Below are 15,983 nucleotides of genomic sequence, written 5' to 3'. Positions count from 1 at the left end.
TCGCCCTCTATGCTATTTCAATGCGAGACATCTCGGAGGCCGGCAGCTCCTCGGGACTGTACGTTTGCAGGGCCAAGGCATGGATGCTCTGCCCCATCTGCTCGCCTAGGGCGGCGTACACTAGGCGATGGCGCTGCAAAAGCGTTTTGCCAGTAAAAAGAGGCGACACCACCTGTACGTGGTAGTGTCCTCCCACTCCCTGGTGCCGTCCCCTATGGCCAGCATGGCGGTGCGACTCGTCCTCCACGTGGACGTAGAGAGCTTGCAGCTTTTCAGCCAGGAGCTGCCGCAGGCCATCCAAGGTGAGCATGGGATCCCTCAAGGTTAAGGATCAGCCTTGGCAAAGGCGGCTTCCACCAGGGGGCGCAGCTCGTTGCGGGCATGCATCTCCTGGAGAATGTCACAGCCGCCAATGAACTCCCCGTTGATATAGATTTGTGGGAGGGTTGGCCAGTTGGAAAACTCTTTGATCCCTTGCCGAAGTTCCGGATCCTCGAGCACGTTAATAGCTGTGTAGGGGAAGCCCAAGCTGTCCAAAATGCGCACAGCTGTGTAGGAAAACCCACACATGGGCATTTCCGGGGTGCCCTTCATGTAAATCAGCACCTTGTGGGTGCGAATTTGCTCGCGGATTTTCTCTTCCAAAAGAGGGTCTAGCATAGCCGCTTGCAAGTTAAGCACTAGCCGTGATCTCATTTTCGTTCACTTCTAGGTGGCTTGACATTCTCCCTGCCCTAAAGGGCAGGGATTCTTTCTCAGACAGCAGGATGCTTCCTACTGGCTGAGCTACAAAGCGCTCCGCGCCGCCGTAGGCGAAAGAGCATGAGGCTTAAACCTCAACCCTATGGGGGATGCCATAGCCCCAACTACTGGGCCTAAGCCCAGATACGTTTAGCTGTGCGCTGCACCCTCCTATGAATGGGTGGAGCAATTTTCGCATTCTAGCAAAAGCCGCCCTCTCGCGCTCTTCGGGCCGGAGGCCTTAAGGGCGGGGCTTGAACCCAGTTTTCTTGGTCAACAGGTGTAGGCTGCCAGGGATCCCTCCCACTGGCAACAAAAAGTGCTAGAAGGGGAGAAGTGGAGGTTCCCTATCGGAGACCGTTCATGCTGACTGAGGCCAAGCAGTCGGCGGCAGAAAGCTCCCAACTAGACAGAGGTGAGGCTCCCCCCTCCAGCCAGCCAAAGCCAAAGCTGGGGTTCTGGCAGCAATTTTGGGAAGATGTCGACTGTGTCTTTGAGCGGGATCCGGCAGCTCGCAACCGCTGGGAGGTCCTCCTTACCTACCCAGGCGTCCATGCCTTGTTTCTGCACCGCATCGCCCATTGGCTGTGGCAGCGGCGCTGCTTCTTGCTGGCCCGGCTGATCAGTTCTATTTCCCGCTCCCTCACCTTGATTGAAATTCACCCAGCAGCCCGGATTGGACGGCGCTTTTTCATCGACCATGGCTGCGGCGTGGTCATCGGCGAGACTGCGGAAATTGGCGACGATGTTACCATCTATCACGGCGTTACCTTGGGGGGCACCTCTTGGACGAAGGGCAAACGGCATCCTACCCTGGAAGATGGGGTAATTGTAGGCACAGGAGCGAAAATCCTTGGCCCAGTCCGCATTGGCGCTAGAGCCCGCATTGGAGCCAACGCCGTCGTGATTCACGATGTGCCCCCTGGGATGACGGTGGTTGGGATCCCAGGCCGGGCAGTCCTCCCACCCCATCAGCGCCGCATCCCCGCCCACGGCATTGACCTCGACCACCACCTCATGCCCGACCCGGTAGGACGGGCAATTGAGCAGTTGCTGCACCGCATTCAAGAGCTGGAAGCCGAGGTAGCCCACCTCAAGCAAGAGCGGGAGCAGGCCCGGCAAGAACAGGCTAGAGGCGAATAAGCAGCAGCCGTGCAAGAGGTTTCTTGGGGGGATCCCCTGCCATTGTCCAAGGCAGATCTTGGGATCCCGGTTTTAGCCGGGGGAACTGTCAGCAAGTGTCTCCTGGCTGTCCACCACTCGTCGCAGCACGCCGTTGACGAAAGCGGCAGCCTCCGGATCCCCATACTTTTTGGCCAACTCTACAGCTTCGTTGATGGCGACCTTAACGGGGCTGCTGGCCAGTATTTCCATCTCCACCACCGCCAGGCGCAGGATATCGCGCTCGATCCGCCCCACCCGCTGCAGTTGCCAGCCCACCAAGACCCCCTGCAGGCGCGCATCGATAGCTTCCTTGTGGGTGTGCAGGGCAGTCAACAGTTGCAGGGCATAGGCGCGCACCTCCGGCGCTTGGACAATGTGCAACAGCTCCGGCATGGAGAGGGCAGCCCCCAGGCGGTTGACGGCCTTTTGGGACAACTGAACAACTTCCTCCAGGATGTGGCGGACGCTCTGCAGCCGCTGCTCCAGGTGCTCCAGGGCTTGACCCGCGTTGCCGAGGGCCACCTGGGCTTGGTAGACCAGCTCCGGCAACTCCTTTGGCACAGCGACCTCCTGCAAAGCCCTTTCCAGACGCTGTAGCTGCCGCTGGGCCTGCTGAAGGCGGAGAGCCAGGGAACGGGATCCGCTCTCCTCCTTCGCCTCAGAAACGGCCAACAACAGGGGATCGCTCTCCTGCAACAGGCGGTCGCTGCGCTGGATCTCCGCTGCTGCGGTTGCAAGGGTTTCATGGGTTTCTTCCTGCAAGGTGCGGATAGCTGCCAACAGCAAGTCTTCCAATTGTTTTTCGCTGAGTTTGGCCGCCGTGGTCGGCAGTTGGCTGACCCCCAGCAAGGCCAGTTCGCGGGCAACACGGCGAGGTTGCATGGCAAAACACCCATGGCCTGTAACGACTGCCCCCGTGGGCTTAGCTATGTTAGCAGGCCGTGGGAGGGCTGGACTGGGGCTAATTGAGCCCGAAACTGTGCCTGAGCACGCGAAAGGCCAAAGCTGGGCTCTGCTCTTTGCCATAGGAAGATTGGGTAGAGACCGAGAGGGTCAGCCGCCGTTTGCTGCGGGTGATGCCCACATACAGCAGCCGCAACCGCTCGGCAGCCAAGTCCAAAAAGGCCTGTTCGGTAGGAGAGTTGGCCTGCAGATCCCAGTAGCTTCTGGGGCTGAGCTGCCGCAACTGGGCTAGGGCTTCTGCCTTCATATCGACGTCTTCCAAAAACCTCAGCCCCACCGGTCGCTCCTCGTAGTGGGTAGGAAACTCGTAGGCCGACACCTGGGGGATGAAAACCTGATCCCACTCCAAACCCTTGGCCCGGTGCAGAGTGGCAACCGTGATCGTGCCCGGCTCGGGGTTGAAGGCCAAGATCTCGGAGGGCAGGTTGTGGAGGCGGCGATCCAGAATTACCTGAAACTCCTGGGCAACTTCTTGCCAATCGGTCTCGGGCAGGGATCCCAGCACCTGCTCCAGCTGGTTGAGGACATAGCAGCCCACAAACAGCTCTTCCGGCTTGCGGTAGAGGCTTTGGACAATGACATTCAGCACCTCCGGCCAGGGAGACCGCCCGGCCCGCAGCCAACTGGCCAGGGTGCGCAGCAAGCGGCCCAAGCTCTGCCAAGAGGGGCTCTCAGGCAGCACGGGGGCTGGATCAAACTGGGGAAAGAGCAGCCGCTCCGGCAGCGAGGCGCGGATCCAGCCCAGCATTGGCTCCAGCTCAGTTCGCGGGATCCCGGCCCAATCGGCCAGGCGATCCACTGCCGCAGCCAGGCGAGCAGAGGAAGTGGGCTCGGCCAACCAGTCAATTACCCCCTTGAGCTGCAGCAGCACCCGTCGCTGGCTGGGGCTGCCCCGCAACAGGTCGACAACCCGCTCCCCTCCCATTTCCCGCAGGTAGTCGAGGGCCTTGCCCCCCAGCTCGTTGGTGGTCACCAGAATAGCCACTGTCTGGTCGGGGAAGGTTTGGGCGGCTGCCAGAGCCCACTGGGCCACCTCCTGCAGCTCCCGCTCGGGAGTGCCGCTGACGCAGCGAAACTCCACCTGTCCTTCGCTAGCCGGGGGATTTGGGCTGCCGGCACTGGCTGGGCGAATGGGCTGGGGGGCCAGGGCAGTGCGCAGGGCTGGGATTGGGTGTTCCCGAGTAACCCAGTCCACCAGGCGGTTGGCTAGCTCCAGGATCTGGGGAGCGCTGCGGCTGGACTCCTGTAGGGAGATGATTTGGGGGCTGGCCTGACAAAAGGCGCGAAACAGCCGTGGCTCAGCCGTGGTGAAGGTGCCCATGATGCTCTGGTTGGGATCCCCTACCCGCACCAGGTTGCCCGTGCGCTGGCTGAGCAGCCGCAGCAGCTCTTCCTGCAGGGGGGAGCTGTCCTGGGCCTCGTCCTCGAACAGGTAGTCGTACCAGCTTTGCACCTGCCGCCGCAGCTCCGCGTCGCGCTCCAGCAGATCCATGGCCTGCCAGCCCAGGTCGTCGTAGTCCAGCTGGCCGCGGCGGCGCAGCTCCGCTTGGTAGGCATCGTACACAGGAGCCGCCCAGCCTAGGTAGCCCTCGCGAGGGAGCGCCTCCGGCCCTAGGCGGAGATTCTTGGCCGTGCTAATTACCGCCTGCACCATCTCCTGGAAGCTGCGCCGGAACCGCCGCCGGTTTTGGGCTACCTTTTGGGGGAAATGCTCATCCGTAGGGATCAAAGGCTCCCAGAGGTGGGTGTGGGAGTTGAGCCAGGCGCGGCAAAGGCGGGTGAGGAGGCGCTCCTGCTCATACCCCTCCAAGATGGACAGCTCCTCCCAAGGGCCTGGGGCCTCCCGCAACACCCGCAGTGCCAGCGAATGCAAGGTAAAGGCTTGGGTAAAGCGATCTGGGTAGCCTGCCTCCTGCAGGCGTTGGTTGATACGGCGCAGCAAGTTAACCCGCGCCGAACGCATGTAGGTAAACACCCCAATGCGCTCCGGTGGGACGCCGCGCTTGAGGATGAGATCGGCAATTAGCAGCTCCAGGATAAACGTCTTGCCGCTTCCTGGAACAGCGGAAATCCCCAGTGGCCCCGATTGATAGGCCAAGACCTGTTGCTGCTCCGGGCGCAGGATGAGCTGGGGGAAAGGAGAAGCTGCCACGCCCTGCCTCCCTGCCTAGTTGAGGATAAAGGTCTCGATGGCCACCGCCACCCCATCTTCGGTAACAGGAGGGGCAACCCAATCGGCATAGGGCAGCAAGGCCGGCGAGGCATTCCCCATGGCTACCCCGATCCCTGCATACCGCAACATCTCGATGTCGTTGTCGCCATCGCCAATGGCCATGACCTGCTCTGCCGACACCCCTAACACCTCTTCTGCCAAAAAGCGCACTGCATTGCCCTTGTTGACTGCCGGGTGGGTGGCTTCCAAGAAAATGGGCTCTGACCGCGTGAGGTAGAGCTGCTCGGGAGAATACCGCTGCCGCAGGGATCTCTGGAGTTCCTGCAAAAACTCCGTATCTTCCGAAACCACCAGGATCTTGGTGGGTCTTTGCCCATATTGGGCAGGAGAAAAGATCTGAAACGGCACCTGCGAGCGCTCGGCATAGGCGCGGCTCAAGGGGTTGAGCTCCCGCAAGTAGAGCTGGTCGTCGATGTAGAGGTGCACCCCCACCGGCAGATCCTGCAGCAGCTGCAACAACTCTTCAGTCAGCGACCAGTCCAAGCACCAGTGCTTTAACGTCTTTTGGCTATCGGGATCGCGAATGAGTGCCCCCTGGTAGCTGCAGAGCGGCATATCGGCTCCAATCTCATAGTGAAATCGCTCGGCAGAACAATGCATCCGACCGGTGGCAATGGCCACCCGCACGCCTGCGGCTTTGGCCCTTTGAATGGCTTGCCGCACTGGCTCCGAAACCTGGTTGGAAGGCCCCGCCAGCGTGCCATCGATGTCCAACACCAATAGCCGAATCTTCCTCTGGGCCAAGGGCTGAAGAGATCGCTCTTGAACTGGCACTTCCACTTGCATTGCTCCTCCTCTTGACCGCCTGCCGGCCCCTATTTGCCCATGGGTTAGGGGTCTAGTGCCCATCTCTAGGGGGCTCGCTACAGATTGTAATGGTCTGTAATGCTCCAAGCTGCTGGTTAAGCGGAGCGCGTCCTTGGCCTCTAGCGCCTGAGGAGAAAGCCTACAATTGAGTAAGGACTAGCCCTGTGATGGATAAACTGTGAACATGCTGAAACAAATTGGTCGCACCTGCCGCTCTCTGTTGGCTCTTGCCCTGGCTTTGATCCTGGCTTTGGCCCCTGTGAGCGCTGTCTGGGCGCGCAGCGGTGGCCGCATTGGCGGCGGCTCTTTCCGCTCCCCGACCTTCTCGGCTCCCCGCTCTGTCGGCCCTCGCTCGGCTCCCGTGTACCCCAGCTATGGCGGGGGGTTTGGCTTTCCGCTGGTGGTGCCCTTGTTTTGGGGAGGCGGTGGCAGCCTGCTGGCGTTGCTGCTCTTGATTGGGGCTGGTAGCTTTCTAGTGCGCAGCCTGCGCTCGGCTGTTGCCGAAGAAGAGGAAGTTGGCGACCCGCAGGTAACCGTTGCCCAAGTGAAGGTGGGCCTACTGGCCAGCGCCCGCCAACTGCAAAAGGAGATCAATGCGCTGGCTCTGGAAGCGGATACCCAGTCACCAGAGGGGCTGAGCCAATTGTTGCAAGAGGTTAGCCTTGGCTTGATGCGCTACAGCGACTACTGGGCCTATGGCTATGCCGAGGCGGAGAAGCTGCCCCTCTCCCGCGCCGAATCCCTGTTCTATCAAGCCTCTTTGCAAGAGCGGAGCAAGTTTAGCGCCGAAACCCTCACCAACCGCAACAACCAGATCCAGCAGCTTCCTCAAGCAGCTCTGCGGCGGGCGGCTGCCGGGATCCCCGAGGTTGGCGAGTACCTGGTCGTCACTCTACTGGTTGCGTATCGCGGTAACTTAGGTACACTACCTGTAGTTAAGTCTGTGGCGGAGCTGCGGCAGTGGCTGATGCAGTTGGCCTCCATCCCTGCCGAGCGGATTGTGGCCATCGAGGTGCTGTGGACGCCGCAGCTAGAAGGAGACACCCTGTCGGCAGAGGCGCTGTTGACCGAGTACCCAGAAATGCGGCTCCTCTAAGGTCGCTGGGCTAGGGAGACGGCGGTTGGCGGCTGGGGTGTTTCAAGCCGCGGGCTCCTTGCCGTCCAAGGTAGGGAGGGCCTGTTTCCGTGTCTGGGTTTGATGCTTCAGCAGCCAGGAGCCGTTGTTCTCCGTGGGCCTTGTCCAGCTACACAACTCAAGCAGACTCTCTGCTGGATGAGCTCTTGGAGGAGTTGGAGCAAAGCCTAGAGGAAGAGGGGGCGGAGGAGTATCCCTATTGGGGTACGCGCCCCCCTTTGCTTCCCCGCCGTTCTTCAGCGAGAGGTGGACTGCTGCTGGGCTTGGCTTCGGCAGCCGCGCTGGTGGCAGGTCTGGCCTTTTGGATGACCCTGCGCCCGCAGCTGGTAGTTGATCCCAGCCACGAGAGGCCTGAGCCTGTCTATTCTGCTTCCCTACCAGCCCAAGAGCTCTCCTTGGCTTCGAAGGATGAAAACCCTCCCAAGTTGCCTGAACAGGTTCCGTCTCAAGAGCCAAGAGGGAAGAAGCCAGAGGCGCCCTCGGCAAGGCTGACAGCGGCCGCCAGCCCCTCTGTTGCTCTAGCAGCCGGCCCTCCCCCTTCCGCTCGCGTGTCTAATCCGCCCGCACGGATTCCGCCTCCAGCACCGCCGCAGATGAAATTGGTGGGGTTGATCCACGATCCAGGCGCTCCCAAGGCCTTGATCTTGGTGGACAAAGTGATGCGGCAGGTGCCGGTTGGCCAGACGGTGAAAGGCGAGTGGCGGGTCACCTCCATCAGCCCCCACGGGGTGGCCGTGAGCAATGGCGTCCGCAGCGTTACCCTGCAGTTGGGGTTACCTCAGTCAATTTAGGAGGGAAGCGCACAGATGGCAGTGGGCAGGCTGGGGAAAGGGAGCCGTCGCAGGGCGGGGATTGCCTGCGTGTTGGGATATGTCTGTCTCAGTCTGCTGGCCTGCCGCAGCATGCCTCCTGCACCGGAAGCCTCAAAGGGGATCCCGGCGGCCTACGCCGATCGCCCCCAGCTGCAGGGCAAGGCAGTGGTGGAACTGGAAATCGAGACCGCCGAAGGCCTAGGGCGGGTGCTTCTAGAGATCCGCGGCGATGCGGCGCCCCTTACGGCTGGCCAATTTGTCGACTTGGTGCAGCGGGGCTTCTACAACGGCTTGACTTTCCATCGGGTAGAGAAAGATCCCCAACCGTTTGTGGTGCAGGGAGGAGATCCCCGAGGGGATGGCACCGGTGGCGCCACCGAGCCAGGCAGCAACCGCCTGCGCACTATCCCTTTGGAAATCCAGGTGCGCGGAGAACCCTACCCCCGCTACAACACTTTGATTGAGGATCCCGTAGCCCTGAGCAAGTTGGTTTTGCCCCATCGTTTGGGGGCGGTGGGCATGGCCCGCTCCAGCCCTCTGGATTCGGCCTCTTCCCAGTTCTATATCGCCCTCTCTGCTCTGCCAATTTTGGATGGGCGCTATGCCGTGTTTGGCTATGTCACCGGTGGCCTGGAGTGGGTGGAGCGCATCCAGGTGGGAGATGTCATCCGCTCGGCGCGGGTACTCGAAGGGGCAGAGCTGCTGCGAGTGCCGGGAAGTCCAAAGCCAGCTGCAAACTAGGGATCCCGACCGTTCCCTTGCCAAGAGGCCGCCGTTTCCAGTTGCCAACACCCGATTGGGAAGTGTAGGACAAGGCGCGGCTTGTCCTGCAAAAGTTATCGGCTCCCCTCCGCCGGATTTAGCGCACCAGATCGAGCAGACGGGCGAAGTAGAAGCGGGTTTGAATGGCTTGTCGTTGCTGGACTTTCCAGCCCCACCCGACAAGGTGGCTGACCAAGGTGGCCTCGCGGTGGAGGTAGGCACGGGTGGTTTTGGTGGATCCAGGGAAGAACTCCCCTACTTTCTTGAGCAGCGTCAGCCAGGGGCTTTTGGGAGCAAAGCTGAAGATCAGGCGGGACTTGGCCAGGCTGGTCAAGTGCTTAAGCATGCGCAGGGCGTCGGCTTCGGGGTAGTGGATCATCACGTCCAGGCAGATGACAACATCGTACTGCCCCGTTAGCTCCTCCAGATCCAAGACCTGAAACTGGGGGTTGTCCAGGGATCCCAGCTCAATCTGCTGCCGGCGACGTGCTTCGTTGACCATTTGTTCGGAAATGTCGCTGGCAAACACCTGCGCCCCACGAGCAGCCAGAGGCAGGCTAAGGCTGCCCACCCCACACCCGGCATCGCAAATGCGCAAACCGGAGGGATCCCCCAGCCACTGCAACACCGTTTCAATCGTGCGGGCATGGCCCAGTCGGATGTCCTTTTGGACGAAGTTAACTTCCTCTTCGCCGTAGATGCGGCGCCAGCGCTCGAAGCCAACGGTGTTGAAATAATTGCGGACAATGGTTTTTTCTTGCATAGAACTCACCGCTGCCCTGCCTCTGCAGGGAAACCTCCTCTGCAGGGGGCCTTTCTGCCCAATTTTACCCCGAAGCCGCTGCCGCCACTTTCGGAGGCGCTGCTACCAGAAAGCCAGCGTTCCTATCAGGCTGGCGAACCCAGCGGAGAAGACCGAGATGCAGGCAAGGCTGAACGAGTTGCAGCCGCTCTCTGCAGGGCATCTTGCAAGATCCGGTCTACCAGCTCCGTAAACGTCCAGCCCAGAGCCGCCGCTGCCTCAGGACAGAGGGAGGTAGGAGTCATGCCAGGCAAGGTATTCACCTCCAGCACCCAGGGGTTCTCGTCGGCGTCCACCCGCAGATCCACCCGCGCCAAGCCCTCGCACCCCAGCACCCGATAGGCCTCGAGGCCCACGGCCTCACAGCGGGCTAATCCTGACGAGCTGAGGGAACAGGGGATCAAGTGCCGCGAGCCGCCGGGGGCGTACTTGGCTTCGTAATCGTAGAAATCCCCTCGCGCCGGGATGATCTCAATGGCCGGCAGAACTTGGCCGGAGAGAATAGCAAGGGTAATCTCCTTGCCAGGAATGTAGCGCTCCAGGAAAACCCGCGCTGAGATCGAGCGGGCCAACTCCAGCCCCTGGGCAAACGACTGCTCATCCTGCACAATGCTGATCCCCAGCGTCGAGCCACTGTTGCTGGGCTTTACCACCAGCGGCGATCCCAAGCGCGCCGCACACTCAGCCCAGGAGAGCGGCTGTGCCTCATCCCAGACCAACCAGTCAGGGGTAGGGACCCCTTCGGCACGAAAGATCTGCTTGGAGACCAGCTTGTCCATAGCTAGGGCGCTGGCCAGCGGCCCGGATCCCTGGTAGGGCAGGCCCAGCCAGTCCAGCATCCCCTGCACCACACCATCCTCGCCACCCGGACCATGCAGGGCAATCCAGACGAAGTCGCAGCCAGATTGCCGTTCCTGCCAGAGACGCAGGGGCAAATCTTCCTCCGGGTCGATGAGCTTGACCCGATGCCCCAAGTCCTCCAGAGCCCGCTTGCAGGCTCTCCCTGTCACTAGGGAGATCTGCCGTTCTGCCGAACGGCCTCCCGCTAGTACAACAATGTTCATGACTCCTCCCCACCTCCAAAGCTTTCCCCAGCATTGCCCCCTCCCCTGGCTAGAGGGTGGGACGGCGGCGGCGTAAAAACTCGGGGATGTCCAACCCCCCAGAAGTCGGGGGCTCAGGCTCAGGGGGCTGCCGAGGGGGTGGCTCTGAGGAGGGCTTGCGCGTTCCCACCGAGTTGGCTGTGGAGGTCTTCGCCGCGGGAGGGCTAGCAGCCGATCGCGAGCGGTCAAAACCTGTGGCGATAACGGTGATGCGCACCTCGCCTTGCATGCGCTCGTCTTGCACCGTGCCAAAGATAATGTTGGCCTCTGGATCTACAGCCTCGGCGATGATCTCCGCTGCTACCGTTACCTCGTGCAACGACAGATCCAGTCCGCCCGTGATGTTGAAGAGTACGCCCTTGGCCCCCTCGATGGAGGTTTCCAAAAGGGGAGAGGACACAGCAGTAATGGCGGCTTCGCGGGCACGGGACTTACCGGATCCCATCCCAATGCCCATCAGGGCAGTCCCAGCATCGGCCATGACGCTGCGCACATCGGCAAAATCCACGTTGATCATGCCGGGGATGAGAATGATGTCCGAGATACCTTGCACTCCCTGGCGTAGGACATCATCGGCAACGCGAAAGGCTTCGTGCACAGGGGTTTGCTCAGAGATTACCGAGAGCAACTTGTCGTTGGGGATCACAATCAAGGTATCCACTGCCTCCTGCAGGGCTTGGATCCCTTCTTCAGCTTGCTTGGCGCGCCGCTTGCCCTCAAAAGAAAAAGGCCGCGTCACCACTCCCACGGTCAGGGCGCCGCTAGCCTTGGCAATCTGGGCCACCACTGGCGCTCCCCCCGTTCCTGTGCCCCCTCCCATGCCAGCAGCAATGAAGACCAGATCTGCCCCTTTGAGAATGGCGGCAATTTCCTCGCTGGACTCCTCGGCCGCTTTTTGACCAATGGCCGGATTGCCGCCTGCCCCTAGTCCACGAGTTAGCTTTTGCCCGATTTGCAGACGGTTGACTGTTGGCGCCGAGGATTGGGCAAGCGCCTGGGCATCGGTGTTGATGCTCCAAAACTCGACGCCCTTGAGATTACTAGCTGCCATCCGGTTGACTGCGTTGCCACCTCCTCCCCCCACCCCCACGACCTTGATTTTTGCGGCATTGCTCAGCATGCTTTCCTCTGGATAACCTGCCGCCTTAGTCTGAGCCCCGTTCCCTTCAAAGTTGGCTGCCAGCCCTTCGCCTAGGGAGGGTCGGCTGGAGCAAGAAGAAGCTGAGTGGGCCTGCTCCAGACCCTGATCAGGACTAGGGAAGGAGGTATAAGACCAACTGGATGGCATATCAGCCCTCAGGATATCTTTATTATCCTAGTTATTATCCTAGCCAATGCTAAACATCCTAGCCGATCCTAAGGCAACTCCCCTTCTTTGCCAATGTTAAAAACGTTTTTTGCCAGGTAACAGCTTCCAAAAGGCCTCACTGGGATAGTCTAGGCTCTTTTATGTTCGCTACTTTACTTACGCATCCCCCCTTGAAGTTGAGCTTTCTAGGAATGCTAACCTGCCTACGAACCCATATGCTCTACAGTACATAGAGCTGAAGGGGATAGACCGTTGCCCTTAAAACAGGCTGGTATCTTCCTGTAAGCTAATCTCTGCTTAGAATACTAGCTCTTGAGGTGAACTGACTCTCGATGAGGCGGCAAATTTGCTGGGCGGCTGTGCCGTCACCGAAGGGGTTTTTGGCTTGTGCCATGCGGGCGTAGGCTTGAGGGTCGGTAAGCAACTCCCGAGCCGCCTCCAGGATCTTTTCGGGGTGGGTGCCGACCAGGCGGGCGGTGCCAGCAGCAATCGCCTCGGGGCGTTCAGTGGTTTGCCGCAGCACCAGCACTGGCTTGCCCAGGGCAGGGGCCTCTTCCTGAATGCCACCCGAATCAGTGAGAATGAAAGTACAGCGCTGCATGGCGCTTACCCAGCAGGGATAGTCCAAGGGATCAGTGAGAAAGACCCGCTCCTGGGATCCCAAGAGCGCTTGCAGGGGCTCCCGCACGACTGGGTTGGGGTGGAGAGGCAAAAGAATAGCCGTGTCGGGGAACTCAGCCAAAAGTCGCAGGAGAGCCTTGGCAATGGCTTGAAGGGGATCCCCCCAGTTTTCCCGCCGGTGTATGGTAACCAGCAAAACGCGATAGCGCTTCCAGTCTAGGCCGGGGATAGGACAGGGGATCCCAAGGGAAGCCACCTGCTGTAGGGCATCGATGACGGTGTTGCCCGTGCAGTAGATGGATCCCACCACGTGGCTGCGCTTGAGGTTTTCCACGGCCTGCGGCGTGGGGGCAAAGTGGAGGGTAGCCAACTGGGAGATGAGGCGGCGGTTGGCCTCCTCGGGAAAAGGGTGGTAAAGATCGTCGGTGCGCAGGCCGGCTTCCACATGCCCCACGGGAATGCGTTGGTAAAAAGCAGCTAGGGCGGCAGCAAAGGCTGTCGTGGTGTCACCCTGGACCAAAACCAGTTGGGGCTGTTTCCCTTGCAAGTAGGGTTCTAGGCCGCGCAGGGTGGCTTCGGTAATATCAGCTAGGCTTTGGCAAGGCCGCATGATCCCCAAGTCCCAGTCCGCCTGGAGGCCAAAAAGCCGCATCACCTGATCCACCATCTCTCGGTGTTGCCCCGTCAGGACGACCTCGGTGCGCAGGTAGGGACTGGCCCGCAGGGCCTGGATCACTGGGGCTAGCTTAATGGCCTCGGGCCGCGTACCCAAGATTACAGAAACCAGAGGAGGGGAAGCCATGGGATCAAGGGCAATGGACTAATCTGCTCCGGAGGGCCTTTGGTCGGCAGGGTTCTCAACAGAGACTATAGCTGCCCTTGTCGTGAAGACCTGCCCCACTTTAGCTCTGCCAACAGGCAACCTGGTGGCAGCTCCACCTCCACACGCCCACTAGAACAGATGAAGAGGGATCCTGCAGCCCCCGAAGTCGAAGCGGAGGAACAAGAATCCCTCTCTTTAGGTTGGGTTTTAACGATCTTCTTTCAGCTTTTATCGCACAAAATGAGAGAAATGTTGGTCGTGGGAGAAGGCAAAGCTACTGCTAGGCTTAAATCCACTCCATTTCGTCACAGATGAGAGTAAACACCGTTGCCCAAGTGGCCACCAGCAGCGAGAGGAGAAGGGGCTTGCCGTGAGCTATGCAAACCCCAGCAGCCAAGGAGGCGCCAACAGCAGCAGAAAAAGTGCGGCCTGCCCAATTACCCTTGGAGGGTTTGTCAAAGGGGTTAAACTTGTTAGACATTTCAACCCAAGAGAAGGTAAAGAGTGTTTCCCAGAGTCTGTTTCAGGCTACCATCCTCAGAGGCTATTTCGGCATGATTCAGAGCTGTTCTCAATATTTCTTCGCCTAGGCTTCAATCTTTCGTAAAATTGCACTCAGGCGCTCGTAACCCTCCCGCCGCAGCCAGCTCAACTGCCGCCCTGCCTGCACTAACCAGTGGCGATCTCTAGGGCTGGCGGATGACAGCAACCACCAACTCCTTGTTGGGAATGCCGTTGAGGCGCAGCAGGGTGTACAGAAACTACTCCCACATCTTGCCCTCAGAGCAGGAATAGGGACGGGCGCGGAAGTCGCTAAAACTTGGGGCTGCTGCTCCCGCTTCCCCCAGAGGGAAGGGGGGTGGGGAGATGGTTCGGGATCGCATCCTGCCGCCACTAGGGAGCTTCTCCTAGGGTGGGCTGAGCCAGAGTTTACGCTAGTCTGGTTGCTGGTGGCGGGCATGGGCTCGCTGCAGGGCCTGCCGCACTGCGGCAAAACCGGTTCCCCCGGGGCTAAGCCGCGCAGCCACAACCTGACGGGGATCGATGGCCGTAAAGATATCCTCCTCAAAGGCCGGGTGAAAGCTTTTCCAGCGCTCCAGGGGCAAGTCCTTTAACAGGATCCCTTCCGCAAGACAGGTGCGCACAATCCGCCCCACCAAGTCGTGAGCAGTGCGAAAAGGGACTCCTTTGCGCACCAGGTAGTCGGCTACATCGGTGGCATTGGAAAAGTCTGCCTGCACCGCGGCCTCCAGGCGCTGGGTTTGGAACTGGATCCCTTCTCGCAGGAGGATCCGCATCGCCTCTAGGCAAGCTTTGACAGTATCGACAGTATCAAAAAGCCCCTCCTTGTCCTCCTGCAAGTCTTTGTTGTAGGCCAGGGGCAGCCCTTTGAGGGTAACCAGCAGGGCTTGCAGATGCCCAAACACCCGCCCGGTTTTGCCCCGCACTAGTTCTGCCACGTCGGGGTTTTTCTTCTGGGGCATAAGGCTAGAGCCGGTAGCACAGGTATCGGTGAGGGCGACAAAGCCAAACTCCTGCGAGGCCCAGAGGACAATCTCTTCCGAGAGGCGGCTGAGGTGAACCATGATCAAGCTGGCGGCGGCGTGGAACTCTACGAGGAAGTCGCGGTCGCTCACTGCATCCAGGCTGTTGGCACTGATGCGCTCAAACCCCAGCAGATGAGCAACAAACTGCCGGTCGATGGGCAGGGAAGTGCCGGCTAGCGCCCCAGATCCCAGGGGACAGACGTTGACCTCCTCCCGCACTCGCCCCAGCCTTTGCCAGTCCCGCCAGAACATCTCTTCGTAGGCCAAAAGGTGATGGGCTAGGCTAACGGGCTGGGCCCGCTGCAGGTGAGTGTAGCCGGGCAGGATTGTCTCCACGTGCTGGCTAGCCAACTCCAGCAAAACCCCTCGCAGCTCCCAGAGAGAATGGCGGATGGCGTCAATTTGATCCCGCAGGTAAAGGCGCAAGTCGGTGGCCACTTGGTCGTTGCGGGAGCGGCCGGTGTGCAGCTTTTTCCCCACCTCCCCTACCAACGCTACCAGCCGGCGCTCGACGGCGTAGTGGACATCTTCAGCCTCTGGGTCAGGCTGAAAACTCCCCTCGGCTGCCTCTTTCTGGATCTGCTCCAGCCCTTGCCGAATTTGCTCCGCCTCTTCCCGGCTCAGGATGCCGCAGGCCCCCAGCATCTGCACGTGGGCCAGGGATCCGGCCACCTCGTAGGGCAAAAGGCGAATGTCAAAGCTTATGCTGGCGTTGAAGCGGGCAATTTGGGGGTGTAGGGATCCCTCGAAGCGGCTGCTCCAGGGACGGGGGGTGGACGGTGAGGTTGGCTCAGGCATAGGAACCAGCACCCAAAGAGATGGCTGCCGTGGAAACAAAAGCCTGCCTTGCAATGGCTAGAAGACCCCTGCCAAAGCCCACCTAGCCTTAGTGGGAGCTGGTGATGCTCTTGAGCATGTAGCCCGCCACCAGCCCTATCAGAAGCGCCCAAACTTGGCCTGATTCCACAAAGTTGTTCCAACCTTTGCGGATATCGCCCAGCACATCTTGGCGGAACACCTGGGCAACGATGGCCTTTGTCTGCAAGGCGGGCGGAGCTGGCAGGTAAGAGGAAGTGAAGTTCATGCCCATACCTCCGGTAAAGCTCAAGTAAAGACGGACAAATTCCCCCAGCTAGAGAGTACTGTAAACTCTGCGCGTCA

At 60.2% G+C, this 15,983-nt stretch carries 16 protein-coding genes; 4 read left to right on the top strand and 12 right to left on the bottom strand.

The window, feature by feature from the left end; all coding sequences use genetic code 11:
• Positions 1 to 7 precede the first annotated feature (7 nt).
• On the bottom strand, positions 8 to 310 hold the full coding sequence (locus NW812_RS01320; protein WP_414393364.1) for a BolA family protein: 303 nt from the start codon (positions 308 to 310) through the stop codon (positions 8 to 10).
• 14 nt (positions 311 to 324) lie between these two features.
• Positions 325 to 660, bottom strand: a complete 336-nt coding sequence (gene grxD, locus NW812_RS01315) for a Grx4 family monothiol glutaredoxin (RefSeq protein WP_414393788.1) — start codon at positions 658 to 660, stop codon at positions 325 to 327.
• A gap of 444 nt (positions 661 to 1,104) precedes the next feature.
• Here grxD and cysE point away from each other — a divergent pair, with 444 nt between their 5' ends.
• Complete coding sequence (gene cysE / locus NW812_RS01310; protein WP_414393362.1) at positions 1,105 to 1,884, top strand: serine O-acetyltransferase; 780 nt, start codon at positions 1,105 to 1,107, stop codon at positions 1,882 to 1,884.
• A 72-nt stretch (positions 1,885 to 1,956) separates the two neighbouring features.
• Here the strand turns inward: cysE and nusB are convergent, their stop codons facing one another.
• From nusB to NW812_RS01295, 3 genes are all read right to left on the bottom strand, one after another.
• On the bottom strand, positions 1,957 to 2,787 hold the full coding sequence (nusB, locus tag NW812_RS01305; RefSeq protein WP_414393360.1) for a transcription antitermination factor NusB: 831 nt from the start codon (positions 2,785 to 2,787) through the stop codon (positions 1,957 to 1,959).
• Between the two features lie 79 nt (positions 2,788 to 2,866).
• Complete coding sequence (locus NW812_RS01300) at positions 2,867 to 5,020, bottom strand: ATP-dependent helicase (protein ID WP_414393358.1); 2,154 nt, start codon at positions 5,018 to 5,020, stop codon at positions 2,867 to 2,869.
• 15 nt (positions 5,021 to 5,035) lie between these two features.
• Entirely contained in the window at positions 5,036 to 5,887 is an 852-nt protein-coding gene (locus tag NW812_RS01295) for a Cof-type HAD-IIB family hydrolase (protein ID WP_414393356.1), read from the bottom strand.
• A 205-nt stretch (positions 5,888 to 6,092) separates the two neighbouring features.
• On the opposite strand from NW812_RS01295, the gene NW812_RS01290 reads away from it, so the two are divergent.
• The 3 genes from NW812_RS01290 (at position 6,093) to NW812_RS01280 (ending at position 8,596) form a co-directional block, all read left to right on the top strand.
• Positions 6,093 to 7,004, top strand: a complete 912-nt coding sequence (locus NW812_RS01290; RefSeq protein WP_414393354.1) for a DUF1517 domain-containing protein — start codon at positions 6,093 to 6,095, stop codon at positions 7,002 to 7,004.
• A gap of 140 nt (positions 7,005 to 7,144) precedes the next feature.
• Positions 7,145 to 7,834, top strand: coding sequence for a hypothetical protein (locus tag NW812_RS01285; RefSeq protein ID WP_414393352.1), 690 nt, complete (start codon positions 7,145 to 7,147; stop codon positions 7,832 to 7,834).
• Between the two features lie 15 nt (positions 7,835 to 7,849).
• Entirely contained in the window at positions 7,850 to 8,596 is a 747-nt protein-coding gene (locus NW812_RS01280; protein WP_414393350.1) for a peptidylprolyl isomerase, read from the top strand.
• A 118-nt stretch (positions 8,597 to 8,714) separates the two neighbouring features.
• Here the strand turns inward: NW812_RS01280 and bchM are convergent, their stop codons facing one another.
• The 7 genes from bchM to NW812_RS01245 all read right to left on the bottom strand — a co-directional run bounded on the left by bchM (position 8,715) and on the right by NW812_RS01245 (position 15,906).
• Entirely contained in the window at positions 8,715 to 9,380 is a 666-nt protein-coding gene (gene bchM, locus NW812_RS01275; protein WP_414393348.1) for a magnesium protoporphyrin IX methyltransferase, read from the bottom strand.
• 125 nt (positions 9,381 to 9,505) lie between these two features.
• Complete coding sequence (locus tag NW812_RS01270) at positions 9,506 to 10,483, bottom strand: D-alanine--D-alanine ligase (RefSeq protein WP_414393347.1); 978 nt, start codon at positions 10,481 to 10,483, stop codon at positions 9,506 to 9,508.
• Between the two features lie 49 nt (positions 10,484 to 10,532).
• Complete coding sequence (ftsZ, locus tag NW812_RS01265) at positions 10,533 to 11,642, bottom strand: cell division protein FtsZ (protein ID WP_414393345.1); 1,110 nt, start codon at positions 11,640 to 11,642, stop codon at positions 10,533 to 10,535.
• Between the two features lie 475 nt (positions 11,643 to 12,117).
• Entirely contained in the window at positions 12,118 to 13,254 is a 1,137-nt protein-coding gene (gene wecB / locus NW812_RS01260) for a non-hydrolyzing UDP-N-acetylglucosamine 2-epimerase (RefSeq protein ID WP_414393344.1), read from the bottom strand.
• 307 nt (positions 13,255 to 13,561) lie between these two features.
• Positions 13,562 to 13,756: a hypothetical protein gene (locus tag NW812_RS01255; protein WP_414393342.1), complete on the bottom strand. Its 195-nt coding sequence runs from the start codon at positions 13,754 to 13,756 to the stop codon at positions 13,562 to 13,564.
• 454 nt (positions 13,757 to 14,210) lie between these two features.
• On the bottom strand, positions 14,211 to 15,620 hold the full coding sequence (argH, locus tag NW812_RS01250; RefSeq protein WP_414393340.1) for an argininosuccinate lyase: 1,410 nt from the start codon (positions 15,618 to 15,620) through the stop codon (positions 14,211 to 14,213).
• Positions 15,621 to 15,708: 88 nt separating this feature from the next.
• Positions 15,709 to 15,906, bottom strand: a complete 198-nt coding sequence (locus NW812_RS01245; protein WP_414393338.1) for a hypothetical protein — start codon at positions 15,904 to 15,906, stop codon at positions 15,709 to 15,711.
• Positions 15,907 to 15,983 lie beyond the last annotated feature (77 nt).

The organism is Synechococcus sp. O70.2, assembly GCF_047462135.1.
Lineage (GTDB): Bacteria > Cyanobacteriota > Cyanobacteriia > Thermostichales > Thermostichaceae > Thermostichus.
This window is presented reverse-complemented; position numbering and strand designations above follow the sequence as displayed.